Source organism: Acinetobacter sp. BSP-28 (genome assembly GCF_044130285.1).
GTDB lineage: Bacteria > Pseudomonadota > Gammaproteobacteria > Pseudomonadales > Moraxellaceae > Acinetobacter.
The window spans coordinates 26423-40215 of the sequence record NZ_JBIQOB010000021.1 but is presented as its reverse complement, the minus strand read 5'-3'; the positions used below and the strand labels follow the sequence as shown (position 1 = coordinate 40215).

The window sequence follows — 13793 nt, the reverse complement described above, 5'->3', positions numbered from 1 at the left end:
AAAAGCAGCGTTATTCGGTAAGATGGAGCCATATTAATTACTATTCTTTTTGGAATATATCCTTGATATTTACACACAGCGTTCTATTTATAGAACCATGATCATCAAAATTTTTTTTTTACTTTTCATTTACTTAAAAAGCAAAAAAACACTTAACAATTAAAAATATCTATATTATTTAAGTATTTATATATAAAAACTTTGTCTTAAATCTGCATTTCAGCGATTACTGATCACAGTACTCTGTGTATACCACCAAACTTAATTTGGTGGTAATCCCATATAGGCCCGTTGCATAAGTTGCTCAAGTTCTGCATATTCATAAGCTCGAGGATTGTAATAAGGACTATCACAGACAATTCTTGTGACTGTTTGAGGTCCGTCCTCAGGCAAACCAATGTCCTTCAAGGCCATTGGAATATTCAATTTCTGATTTAATTGATAAATTAAATGACCTACTTGCTGATGATCTGTGCCGCCCAATGCACAAGCCAGTTGGGTCATGGCTTCAATATCGGCATTACGGTTGTAATGTACTGAATAGGCTAAACTAATGGCATGGGCTTCGGCATGTGGCAAGTTATAGGTACCACCCAGAGTATGACAAATTTTATGATGAATCGCCATACCGACTGACCCTAGACAAATACCAGCCAACCATGCGCCATAAGTCGCTTTTTCTCGGGCTTCAATATTCTGTGTATCTTCCACAATGACAGGCAACGCATCTTTTAAAGCGCGAATGGCATCCAAAGCCATCATCGTAATAATTGGATTTTTATCCTGAGCATATAATGCCTCGACTGCATGTGCCATCGCATTCATACCGGAACAGGCAGAAATTTTTGCAGGCAGCCGTAGACTTAACTCCGGATCATAAATGACCACTTTAGGCAGCACCTTTAAATCTTTACCGGTGGTTTTAACACGATTTTCTGTCAGTCCATAAACCGCTGTCATTTCACTACCCGCATAAGTTGTCGGAACAGCAACAATCGGTATTGAAGTTTTTAAGGCAATTGCTTTGGCTAAACCGATTGTAGACCCGCCACCTAAAGCAAGACAACAATCAACTTTTAGTCTTTGAACTTCATGAATAGCCTCTTCGGCGATTGCAACTGGCACATGCATGATGGCTTTGGCATGCACGCCTACACATATATGACCCAGTTGCTCAGCAAGTTTTTGCCCTTGTGCTGCTTGTCCAGCTGTCGTAATAATGAGGACTGAAGAAAACTGATATTCTTTGAGAATCTCTTTGACTTCCTTAAAGCGTCCTCGACCAAAATGAACATTAATTGGTAAGGCCTTATAGTTAAAACTTTTCATTATTCATCCCCCTCGGAAGCCAGATGAGAGTGTAGCACCTCTCTCCTCCAAATCGATGTTGCTCTAATTTTGATAAATTATAAATAACCACAGCTTTTTATAAATCTCTTCCAGTTACGCTAGCTGAGTTTAAAAAAACACGGCTCAACCCTAGTGCGATGACTAGGTCTTAATTGTGAAGTGTCCGTTTTAATTGGTGGCTATTAATACTTCATCTGTCGAATAATGAGAGTAGCTCAATAAAATGGCTCATTCATGAGCTGTTTATAGGTAGAAAAACATACCCAAAATAAAAACTGCCTGAGCTAAACACCCAGACAGTTCTTATAGCAAAATTTAAATGGTCAAATTAGAAATTCACAGTCCAGGATAATTGTGCTGTACGTGGTGCACCAAGGAACAAATAGTCATCGCCGAAGAAGCTACCCGCATCTCGCCAGTATTTCTTATTGAACAAGTTATCAATGTTGAATCTAAGCATATTGTCATAACCATAAGCACGGAAGTTATAGCTTGTACCTGCATCAAATACGGTATAACCAGGGACTTTCACTGTACCTGTTTTGTTGGCATATTTGCTGCTGCTGTACCGCAAGCCTGCCAATAAACGCCATCCCTCTACTTGCGGCACTTGATAAGATAGGTGACTGGCGAAGCAGACAGTGGGTATATTTTGAGTTTGATGACCCTGATATTCAGCTGTTTGTATTTCTGTGAGATGTGAACGGGTCAGTGCCAAAGTCGAGTTCAGATCTAGATTCTGACCTACGCGCCCTTGTAGACCCAGTTCCAGCCCCAGATTATGCTGCTCACCCTCATTAAGATAATAATTGTCTGAGTTGGTATATTGGTTATCTTGGGTTAAATCAAACAGTGCTGCAGTAAAGAGTAACTTTTTCCACTGCTGTTTAATCCCCAATTCATACTGAGTGGAATGTACCGGTGTTAAAGTTGCATAGGCATTGTTGGCATACCAAGGTGCCTGTCCCCCATCACTCAAGCCTTTAGCATAAGACACATACAGATGGGTCTGTTCCCCGGGCTGATACATTAAGGCCAGCTGCGGCAGAAAGCGAGTCAAATCGGTATCGCGGATGTTGTTGCCATTCGCATTATAAGCACTTTCATTGATATGCAAGAGTTTGCCACCCAGCAAAACGGACCACGCCTGATTGAAATCAATCTGGTCGAGTAAGTTCAAGGCCGTGTGCTGGCTGTCCAATGATTTGTAATGATTGCCTAAAGTCTTATCACTTGGTGTGTAAGTAATCGGGTCAGTATAAATATTTCCTGTTGATTCAACACCAGCTGTTACAGGCAGGTTGATAGCATCATATTGTGCATGCCGTTTATAGGTCTGTGACAGTTCCAGACTAAGCGTATGTTGCCATGCTCCAGTGTTGAATTGACCATTGAGTCCAGCTTTAAACTGATTGGTCAGATAGCTGTCATTCGGACTACGGAAATCATAAATATCATAGTTGCCATTTTGATCAAAAGTATTGCCTGCACCTGAATATTGGCAAATGCTGCTATAGCAACCCCACGGGAATGCTGAATAATCATCCACCACCACACGGCTTTGCGAAGCACTCAGATGGGTAGTCCAGTTGTCATTGATCTGGTGAATATATTTTAAGCTGGTATTCAAACTTTCATTGGTCACCGGTTGGCTCCAGCTTTGATAACCCAGCAAACGGTCCCATTCAATGCCAGTGGGTACTGTTTTACCATCCAGCAACTGATAGCCAGGTACGGAGCGTTGACGTTGGCGCTGTGATTCGATATCAAATTCCAGTTTTGATCGATCCGAGATTTTCCAGTCTAAAGCCAAAGCACCAAACACACGCTTGCCATCGGCATGTTCAACATAAGGATGAATCTCTTCATGTGTCAAATTGACTCGATAGCCAAACTGTTGATCTGCTCCAAGTAAACCACCCAAGTCCGTTGCCACGCGGTTGCCACCATGACTGTCGGCTTCAACAGTAAATGAGTGAATGTCTTTGGGGCGTTTGGTCACATAGTTCACCACACCACCCGGGGTTGCCATGCCACTTTGAAGCGCACTGATGCCTTTTAAAATTTCGACCTGTTCTTTGTTTTCAAGCGCCACATTTTGCTCACCGCGCAGCAAGTGACCATTGAGTAAATAGCTGGATCCCAGATTTAAGGCAAAACCGCGCATGACAAAGTTCGGATAATAGCCAATCGGTGCATAGCCCTCCCCGACCGCTGCATCATTTTTAACCACATCCGTCAGGGTTTTAGCATGTTGATCCGCAATCTGCTCAGCTGTTATTGTGCTGATCGATGCAGGAATTTCAGCCAGATTTTGCTGGGTAAAGCCGGATAAATTGACCTTGGGTTGATCATACGCAGTTTGCGCAGTAACTGTGAGCGTTGCAAGTTGGGCTGTTTCATTCTCATTTGCAGCATGTACCCAAACTGGGCTCAGCCCTAGACATGAAAATGAACCCGCAGCCAGCAATGCTTTTTGTAAATGAGAAAATGAATACGTTTTCACAGTAGTTGTCCAACCCCAAAAGATAATCTTGCAGCATGAATTTGCGGGCATGAGTATTCACAATTTTCTTAGATTGAACAAGTATTTCTACAATATATCTAGGATTTTTTCATAATGATCTTGATACAGCTTTTGACACAAAAATTTCTGGCGTAAATTGCTCCATCAATCATTCAAAGAAGATTTTCAGGTAAAGGCTATGTTATTAAAGTCTATCTTTATGATTGGTTCATTTATTTCACCCCCTGCAAAGATTTCCTTTTTTATGCCTTTCATGCTTCTATGGGTTGATATTTAGCTGACCACATCAGGTTTAATTCAACAAGGAACTTTAAAAATTAAAGGCTTAAGTTCAGCTAATTTGTCCAAAATTTTTAATTTTAAGCATAGAAATTTATTTAAGCTTTAGAAATAAAATCATTTTATGGGCACATGGTCTCATTATCTTATCGTTAGTAAAACAAAAATAACACAGAGCATATGCAGGATTTGAATAGGTGCGAAATATAAAAAGAATTTCCAGCCGCCGGTCAGAAAGGCATTTATACTTTTAGAAGCCGCATGCGCCGCTAATCCAATGATGACTGCATAAATTAAAGTCAAATTATGGATATTCCCTTGCATCACTACCCCCGCTACAGTGGCATGGACTTCGAACAGTGATGCTAAAAATGTACTTAACATGAGTCCGCTGTCTCCCAATACAAGATTTGCGCCATAAATCCCGGCTTGTATTAGGGTCAAACTGACAGCAATAATGACAGCATCCTTAATACTGAACATACGGCCGTCGGTTGCATTCATTTTATGAACGATTGTTGTGGAGTCAGGCTCTGGAGCTTTATAGATTAAAAAAGCAACCGCAGCACACAGTATTCCAATACCAAACAAACCGGGTAAAACAAGTAGCTTGAACCATTCAACACTCACTCCTAAAACAATAAGCAATAATTGCAATAAAGTCCCCACACATGACATCAAAGCTGCTCCAGCATTTATTCTGGCATTCGCCTGCCCTGATCTCACTTGCATTCCTAAAGTCGCGATGGTTGCCGTACTGGAAACAAACCCTGATGCCAGTGCTGATAAAATTAATACCTTATCATTGGATAAAATTCGTTTTGCGACATGCGCCAAGGATTGAACGATGAGTATTAAAATAAGTAACTTTAAGATGATGTAGGGATTCAGAACTGATCCCCACAAGGGTTCATTCGGGATTAAAGGTAAAGCGATTAAAGCCAATGCCAGTAAAAGTAAGCCATCCCTTAATTCGTAACTTTGAATCGTTATTCCAGCAAAATGATGCAATGTCTGCTTACTCATCAGTATGATCGTGAGTAATACCGCCATACTTGCAGCAACTGGAATATTCCAGACACAGACGGCCCCAATAATATAGGTCATTAAGAATGCCAGTTCTGTGGTAGAGCCTATATCTTTCTTCTGCTGGAATAAGCTGTAAAGACAAAACAGACTTATTGCAATTGCACCCACTACACCAATATACACATGCAAAAGAAAGCTTAAAGCACCTAACAAGGCACTTAAGGTAAAGGATCTCAGCCCTGCAAAGCTTTGCTCATTCTTGTTGCTTTTATTCCGCTCACGTTCCAGCCCTATTAAAAGACCGCATCCAAATGCGGACAGAATTATGGTGAGTAACTCCTGAAACGGTAAACTTTGTAAAAGTAGGTTCAAGTGAATTCACCTATTATCATTAAGCGATTATTATTTTATTATCTAACCCGGATCCTGTTTAAGTCCATCATTCCATGACTCGAAGGGTTGCTTATCTGGATGACATAATGGTTTTTCAGTAGATATGTCAAATCTCCAGAACAGATTTTAATTTTAGAACAACAAAATTTGCTTGTTAGGCAGTATATGCTGAACTTATTGCAAAGACTAGAAAGGACTATAGACCATCATTCACTGATTTTTAGTAACCTAAAAGATCTTCAGCAGTTGCAACATTGGGAAAATGAGACAAATAAAACTCATTTAGAGCAGGTTAAACGGCAAGAATAACGTTAAAATTATTTCTAACTTTATACTCAGCTTTACTGGTTCAAAGCTTCTTCAATACCGAGTTTGCTGAAGCAATAAATACTGCTCAAACTCATCAATTGGCATCGGTTTACCAAACAGATAGCCCTGGTAATGATAACAGCCGTATTTTTCCAATACCTCACGTTGAGCTTCAGTTTCTACACCTTCAGCCAGTACAGCAATTCCCAAAGTTTTTGCTAAAACAATGATCATTTTAGCAATCTCGGCATCATTGGCACTCACTACAATATCCCGCACGAAACCTTGATCAATTTTTAACTGATCAATAGGAATCCGCTGTAAATAAGTCAGGGAAGAATAGCCTGTACCAAAATCATCCAGAGAGAAGACAACGCCATAACGTTTTAGAATCATCATTTTTTCAATAATGTCTTCTACCCGCATCACTAATGCGCTTTCGGTAAGTTCCAGTTTGAGTAAGTGCGTTGGGGCTTTAGTGCGTTCCAGAATTTCAAGCACGTCTTGAACAAATTCATCACGCGCAAATTGGCTAGCGCTGACATTCACAGCTATGCTGAGGTGAGCAGTTTGCGGAGATTTGGCCCATTCACTCAATTGTCGACATGCTGTTTCGAGTACCCACTGCCCCAGGGTAATGATAAAGCCACTTTCTTCTGCCACGGGAATAAAACGAGCAGGTGAAATCATGCCTTTGACAGGATGCTGCCAACGTAACAAGGCTTCTACACCAGTCACCTGTTGTGCTCCATTCACTTGTGGCTGGTAATATAATACCAGATGATTCTTTTCTAATGCTTGACGTAATCCGGAATCAATCTCCGCACGTTCCTTAACCTGAGATTGAATCAGGGGATCGAAAAAGCGATAAATATTACGGCCATAATTCTTTGCTTCGGACAGTGCTATATCAGCACGTTTAATCGGATCCTGGACATTTTCATGTGCTTCTAGTCCAAACAGGCTAATCCCGATACTGGCAGAACTACGATACTCAGAGTCATCAAAAAAGTAGGGTTGAGCGAGCGTCTGTAAAATATATTTTGCGGTCTTTTCAGCTTGTTGGATAGCCTCCATCTCAGAGGTTCCAAGCTGCTCGAGCAGCACAACAAACTCATCACTTGCAAATCGGGCAACCATATGATTCGCTTCAACACACTCTAACAGACGAGTTGCGACTTGCTGTAATAAACGATCTCCAGTTTCATGGCCCTCAGTATCATTTATAGCTTTAAAATTATCCAGATCAATGCACAAAATCACGCCGAGCTGTTTTTTGTTTTCTGCTTCTCTCATGCTTTGTTCTAATCGTTCCAAAAAGAGGCTGCGGTTTGGAAGTTTAGTCAGAGAATCATAAAATGCCAGTAAGCGTACTTTTTCTTCAGAAGCTTTATAGGCAGAAATATCGGTAACAGAAGCCACATAATGCGTGGTTTGGCCATTCCCATCACGTACAGCCGCAATCAAGATGTGCTGTGGATACAGTTCACCATTTTTGCGCTTATTCCAGATTTCACCCTGCCAGGATCCCGTGGTGCGAATATGATCCCACATGCTGGAATAGAAGTTTTTGTCATGCAGCCCTGATTGCAAGATTTTAGGTGTGTGCCCAATCAACTCTTGTTCGCTATAACCGGTAATTTCTGTCAAAGCACGATTGGTACGTAAAATAACCAAATGAGGATCTGTAATCAGCATCCCGACTTGAGAGTCAAACGCGGTCGCGGCAATACGCAGGTTTTCTTCTGCTTTTTTACGCTCGGTAATATCACGCGCCGAGCAGAAGAACACCTCATCATCATCAAGATGCACCAGGACTGAACTGACTTCTACCGGATAACACTCACCTTGGGCATTCCGATAACAGGTTTCAAAGCGAATACCTCCTGGTGTAGAAATCCCTCTATTGATCAGCTCTTGCAGCTCCGCCTTATTATAGCCGTTATCCCAGTAACACAGGGTTTTGCCTAAGGCTGCCTGCGGAGTGCTGCCGATCATTCGGAAAAAGGAATCACTGCCTTCTAAAAGCTTGCCTTCAAGATCTACGATATGGATCCCATCTTGGGCATTGCGCAACAGCATCCGGCTACGACGATTGGTCAACATATTCGCCCGAATTTGCTGCCAAAGTAACCATCCAGCAATCGTGGTCATCACAATGAAGAGTAATCCCAGCAAAACGGCTTTGATAACATCTTCATACCATTGGGCCAAATAATCTTTTTCACCGAAGGCAACAACAACAAAGATAGGCATGCTGCTTAGCTTGCGAAAGTTACCAATACGCGGGATTTTATCTGTAGTTCGTCGGGTATAAATAGTGCCAGACTGTGCGCCGGAGTGAACCAGTTGTGTCAGTTCCGGTGGTCCCCCTACAAAACCCACTTGGCCGTTCGGTGTATTGAGCACGGGATTGCGTGCAATAACTCGCATATCCAGGTCTTGTACCAGTACCACTCCTTTGGGGCCTACATCCAGTTCTGCAATCAGATGATTAAAGTAGCTGGCAGGTAATGCAGTGATAATCATGCCTGCAAAAGTTCCATCAGCCTGATTGTAACGTCGTGCAAATAGATGAACCCAGCCTTGGCCACTTGGATTTCTGATCAGCTTGGTGACAAACAGCTGATCCGTATTTTTCTGTTGGGCATTTTTAAAAAAATTATAGTTTGCATAATTTGAAGTCTGAGCGCCAATATCATGATCAGCGAATTGGACTTGACCTTTTTCATCGGTAATGTCTATTCGTGTAACAGAGCCGATCCAATCTTTTTCTTTCTGAATAAATAGATTGATTTCTCTAGCATTTATTTGTTTTTTATCACCTAATTCTTTTTCTATATAAGTTTGTAAAGTGTACAAAGACAAATCGATTTCTTGTGAACTGCTGCTCACACTTTTTTCAAGCAGTGATGTTAAATTTTCTACACCAGTCCTAGCTTGAGCTTCTTCGCGCTCACGTGAAGTAAGCAAGGTATAAGCCAGTAAGCTGATCATGAAAATATTCATGATCACTGCAGCAAGGACAAGAAGAATAAAAATTGATCTATTTTTGTGTAGCATATTTACTCTGTGAAATAGAGTGTTCTTTACGCTGCAAATGCAACGTTCCCAGATTTAATCTTTTAGTTGATGAATTGAATTAAAAATCATCTAAAACTTACTACAACCTAACATACAAAAATATTTTTATATATTAATCGATCATCTCATAAATTTTTTAGCGATTCTGCCAGTACAGTTGAAGTAATCAGGAGTTTCTTAGAAACTGTTTCATTCAAAGTGTCTTTTTATTTAACAGGCAGTCTCCCCTATACAAAACGCAATTCTACGTCTCTAATAGAAATGTGCAGTTTCTCCAAGGTACAAGTGTCCACTTTTACAATATTGACTTATAAAATTGTGTTAACGAACGGTTTGTTATGTGGGTATTGATGTCAGATAAAGAATTTAAACCATTGTCGGTCTTGGAGGGAAGCGCTGATCAATGCATAACCCACTCCCAAGCAGTCTAGCTATGCATATTTCAGAACGTCAGATTAGAGGCTTACAGCAACAATACAAAGTTCAAGGCTAGCGACATGAGCACCAAATCAGTCATTCCAGACTTCTATTTTGAATAAAAATCATAAAAATTTTAGATGTTGATTCTTTTTCTATCTTAAAAATCACTATGTTCATACAGATGTGACATACGCTTTTGCTTTGTTTCCAAATAAGCTTTATTAAAATTATTTAAGCCTACCGTCAAAGGAATGCGATTAACGACATTAACTCCTAAATCAGTCAATGCCTTGATTTTAAGTGGATTATTCGTAATCAAATTAACATCTTTAATTCGTAAATAATCTAGCATAACCGTACACATGTCATAATGACGAGCATCCGCGGGCAAGTTTAATAACAGATTGGCATCAAGCGTATCATGACCTTGATCTTGCAGTGCATATGCACGAATTTTATTGGTCAATCCTATTCCACGACCTTCCTGACGTAGATACAAGATCACCCCTTGCCCTGCATCATTAATCATTTTCATGGTTGCATGTAATTGTGGGCCACAATCACATTTTAATGAACCAAAAGCGTCCCCTGTGAGACACTCAGAATGCATTCTGACTAATACGGGTTTTACAGGAACCGTTTCTAATCCTTGAGCAAGAGCAATATGTTCTTCGCCCGTTGTTTGATCTTGAAATGCTATAATCTCAAAATTACCGAAGGCAGTCGGTAATTTAGATTTAGAAACAAATTGTATCGCCACTGATTCATCCCATTATATTTTAAGAGTCAGTAAAAACACTGTTCATCAAAAAGTAAAAGATCTGTCATATCAATTAAATTAAGATTGATTCAGCATTTTCGTATCTTTGAAATATTACATTTCGGATTTGATCATAGTGATTTCAAAGTGAATTTTATGTGAAACCATTGCCTCATACATTTTGTGCTTGCTTTGACTTCATTAATTGATTCAATCACCTCAAAGTTGATAGTAGTAAGATGCAGTCCAATCCCGACCCAAAAGTTTAAGCAGGCTTTAAATCAAGCCTGTGACCGTACGCCAAGAGAGCTGAAATAAAGACTGAATCATCAAACAGCGTTGAAAAATCATCCTTCTTTTTGTTTTTCTGCATATTCATAAATAATATCCAGATCTTTCCGAAGAGAATTGGCCACGATGTTTGGCAGGACCTGATTGACCTTGACAAAGATTTTTTCAGGGTAACCCACCTGATAGGATTGACAATCCTTCTGCAAGAATTGATAAAACTCCTGGGCCACAAATTCTGGCGTGTCAATATTCGTACCTAGCCGGATATTCATTTCAACCACATCAGGGTTATTCATTTCGGTATTGGTGGCCCGCGGTGAGAAATAGCGGAATTTAATCGGGGTCTTACTATATTCTCGTGCCAGGGCTTCAGTCGCGCCACGCAGGGCAAATTTGCTGGCACAATAGCTCACATAACCCGGATAGCCGATACTGCCTAAAGTAGAGCCGATATGAATAATTTGGCTCGGCTGACTTTTGGACATCAGCGGAATAATGCCTTGCACCAGCTGCAGCGGATAGACCACATTGATCAGCATCATCTGTTCCATCGTATTCTGTGACTGCTTGGAAAACAGACTGAAATCGTTAATGCCGGCATTGTTAATATAATAGTGAATCGGGGTATTCAGCGCCGCCAGTGCACGAATCAGCTCGTCGCGGCTTTGCTGTTCTGCCAGATCACAGCGCATCAGCTGTAGTTGTAATTGCGGATAACGCTGCACCAGTTGGTCACGCAACTGCTGCAAAGCCTGCTGATTGCGTCCGACCAGAACGAGATTCAGTCCGTTTTGTCCAAGAATATTGGCAATGGCCTGCCCGATACCGCCGGTTGCGCCTAGAATGACTGCTGTTAAATTAGCCATGGATCATTTCTCTTTTTGTTGAATTTTTAATGTAAGCGAACATCCTGCTTAAAAGGCAGGATTAATTCCCAAGCCCATACAGATATATAGTTTGCGCTGTTCAAGTGGCACCAGTATTTCACGTCGACCATGCATAAAACGTTTATTGTCGATAATCACCAGATCGCCATCCTGCCAGTTGATTTCCGAAGTAAAAGCTTCACAACGATCAGCCAATTCAGCAATCAGTTCCTGACTAATTTCAGACCCATCGGCAAAATAAAAGTGCGGCTTTTCGTAATTATAAGAAGGACCCAACAAGGTATTAGCAAAGGCAGGCACCCCTTTTAAATTATCATTGCGAACCATCTTCATTTTTAAATGATACTGTACCCCTTCATCGTGTGCAGGATGGATACTTTGCCCGGGTATCATCTGGATAAAACGCTCTAGCTCCTGCTGCCCGACCTGTTCCGCATCATCAATATTCAACGCTGTCGCCACATACTTTTGCCAGATGGGTTTAGGCAAATAACGGCTAATGGTCATCGGCTCAGCAAACTGTTGTTTCAGTGTTTCAGGCAGACTTTGCCACACTTGATATCCATCACATAAGGTGGTCTGAGACCCACATGAAGCACTTTTTTCACTGAAAAATGCAATGATGTCCGGAGGGAGCGGTGTGCTGCCGTTTTCAATATGCAGCCCCATAGCCTGACTACCGGCATCGACTTTCTGCGACTGGCGGGTGATGTTTTCCCGGGCAGGGTCATAGGTCAGTCTCTGGCATAGACCATTCATCAGCTCACTGAAAGACGTCACATCATAATTTTCATGTCTTAACAAGACCCAGCCCTGTTCAATCAGACGCTGTTTAATCTGCGAATGGGTTGTGGTTACAGTCTGTTGTGCAGTATTCATGGGTTTACTCTCTAATTCTGTATATCAGTCCGTGTAGATGACATGGACAAAAAATATCTCGGTTAATGTTGTGCTAAAGCGGTCTGAAAGTGCTGCTGGATCTGCTGCCTGCGCAACTTGCCATTGTCGGTCAGCATCTGGTTGTTCAGGGAGAATGGCTCGGAAGCACGGCACCAGTGTTTGATCTGGGCATAATCCGGCATCCGGGTATTGGCTCGCTGAATGGCTGCTTCCAGCAGCTGATCCGGAGTAGAACCGGCTGCATAAATAACTGCCGATAAATAGGGCTGTGCTTCCCCGAAAATGGCGATCTGCTGGATTTCCGGCTCGGTCAGACTGTTGGACTCGACCCATTCCGGGGAAATATTGCGTCCAAAACTACTGATAATTAACTGCTTGATGCGCCCGGTAATGTACAAATAACCATCTTCATCAAAATAGCCGGCATCGCCGGTATGAATATAGGGTGTAGCTGCCGGTTCATGAACATAACCCAACATGGCATTACCTTTGACCACCACTTCACTGTTTTCTGCAATTTCGACTTTCACATGCGGTAAGATCCGTCCTACACTGCCAATTTTGCGTGCTCCAGGCAAATTCAAACTCACCACAGAGGCACATTCAGACAGGCCATAACCTTCATACACGGGTAAATTCAACGCTTCACACTGCTTGAGCAGATCAGGGGAAACCTTTCCTCCCCCCACCGCAATAAATTTAAGTGTGCTGTAATCTGCCAGCTCATGTTTTGCAATATATTCCACGATCGCCTTGAGCATTTGCGGTAGCAAAATCACACTTTCAATCTGATAATTTCGGACAGCTTCAACGAAACGTTGTGCATCAAAGCTATGGTTAGAGATCAACCCAAACTGACTCACCTCGCCTACGACCACTGAACGTCCCATATTGAGTGCGACATAAATACCGGCAATATTTTCCAGTAAAGTGGCAAATGGAATCAGGCACAGATGACGTCCGAGCTGACTGCTAGCTAATGAACGACTCAGTGAATGGGTAATCGACTCAATGGTGTCTTCCTCCAGACACACCCCTTTCGGTGTGCCGGTACTGCCCGAAGTATAGGTAATTTTTGCCAGTTGCTGGTTTAGTGAGGAAACCAAGCCCTGTTGCAGTGTTTGATGGTGTGTTAAATGAAAAAACTTGCCATGCGCGTGAATAGGTAAAGCTATCTGACTATTCGTAATTTCACCGATGACATCCATTAGCCACTGCGGTGTATCCCCTGTTTTTTGAGTTACGCAGAGTATATCTGCCTGACTGTCTTGCAACAGATGGCGCACCTGTTCAGGGGTAAAAAACAATGGAATAGGAATCACGGTCACCCCCGCGAGTTGGGCTGCCAGATCAACGATAATCCAGTCCGAACTATTCACGCACCACAGTGCCAGGCGTTGAATCTCCAGCTTCATCAACTCGGTATGCAGCTGTTCAACCAGACTTTTCAGCTGCGCATAGTTCACTGTATCCGCATCAGTAACAATCGCTTCACGTGTCGGATCCTGCTGGGCATAGGCTGAAATAGCCTTAAACAAATGATTCATCATTTTAAAATTCCGTA

Annotated in this window: 8 protein-coding genes; all 8 read right to left on the bottom strand. The window is 41.8% G+C overall.

What is annotated here, in order from left to right; translation table 11 throughout:
* Positions 1-261: 261 nt before the first annotated feature.
* A complete protein-coding gene (locus tag ACE01R_RS14175) occupies positions 262-1329 on the bottom strand; it encodes a maleylacetate reductase (RefSeq protein WP_395551947.1) in 1068 nt (355 codons plus the stop codon).
* A gap of 349 nt (positions 1330-1678) precedes the next feature.
* Complete coding sequence (locus tag ACE01R_RS14170; RefSeq protein ID WP_395551946.1) at positions 1679-3856, bottom strand: TonB-dependent siderophore receptor; 2178 nt, start codon at positions 3854-3856, stop codon at positions 1679-1681.
* A gap of 441 nt (positions 3857-4297) precedes the next feature.
* Entirely contained in the window at positions 4298-5557 is a 1260-nt protein-coding gene (locus ACE01R_RS14165) for an MgtC/SapB family protein (RefSeq protein ID WP_395551945.1), read from the bottom strand.
* A 381-nt stretch (positions 5558-5938) separates the two neighbouring features.
* Positions 5939-8896, bottom strand: coding sequence for an EAL domain-containing protein (locus tag ACE01R_RS14160; RefSeq protein WP_395551944.1), 2958 nt, complete (start codon positions 8894-8896; stop codon positions 5939-5941).
* Between the two features lie 652 nt (positions 8897-9548).
* A complete protein-coding gene (ribA, locus tag ACE01R_RS14155) occupies positions 9549-10151 on the bottom strand; it encodes a GTP cyclohydrolase II (RefSeq protein ID WP_395551943.1) in 603 nt (200 codons plus the stop codon).
* Positions 10152-10498: 347 nt separating this feature from the next.
* Positions 10499-11308, bottom strand: a complete 810-nt coding sequence (locus ACE01R_RS14150; protein WP_395551941.1) for an SDR family oxidoreductase — start codon at positions 11306-11308, stop codon at positions 10499-10501.
* A 48-nt stretch (positions 11309-11356) separates the two neighbouring features.
* Complete coding sequence (locus tag ACE01R_RS14145) at positions 11357-12208, bottom strand: TauD/TfdA family dioxygenase (protein ID WP_395551940.1); 852 nt, start codon at positions 12206-12208, stop codon at positions 11357-11359.
* A 62-nt stretch (positions 12209-12270) separates the two neighbouring features.
* Positions 12271-13779, bottom strand: a complete 1509-nt coding sequence (locus tag ACE01R_RS14140) for an AMP-binding protein (RefSeq protein ID WP_395551939.1) — start codon at positions 13777-13779, stop codon at positions 12271-12273.
* Positions 13780-13793 lie beyond the last annotated feature (14 nt).

What these genes read in the sequence shown, in the direction of transcription:
- ACE01R_RS14175 (WP_395551947.1), bottom strand. Translation starts at nt 1,329, where the DNA reads ATGAAAAGTTTTAACTATAAGGCCTTACCAATTAATGTTCATTTTGGT.
- ACE01R_RS14160 (WP_395551944.1), bottom strand. Translation starts at nt 8,896, where the DNA reads ATGAATATTTTCATGATCAGCTTACTGGCTTATACCTTGCTTACTTCA.
- ACE01R_RS14150 (WP_395551941.1), bottom strand. Translation starts at nt 11,308, where the DNA reads ATGGCTAATTTAACAGCAGTCATTCTAGGCGCAACCGGCGGTATCGGG.
- ACE01R_RS14145 (WP_395551940.1), bottom strand. Translation starts at nt 12,208, where the DNA reads ATGAATACTGCACAACAGACTGTAACCACAACCCATTCGCAGATTAAA.
- ACE01R_RS14140 (WP_395551939.1), bottom strand. Translation starts at nt 13,779, where the DNA reads ATGATGAATCATTTGTTTAAGGCTATTTCAGCCTATGCCCAGCAGGAT.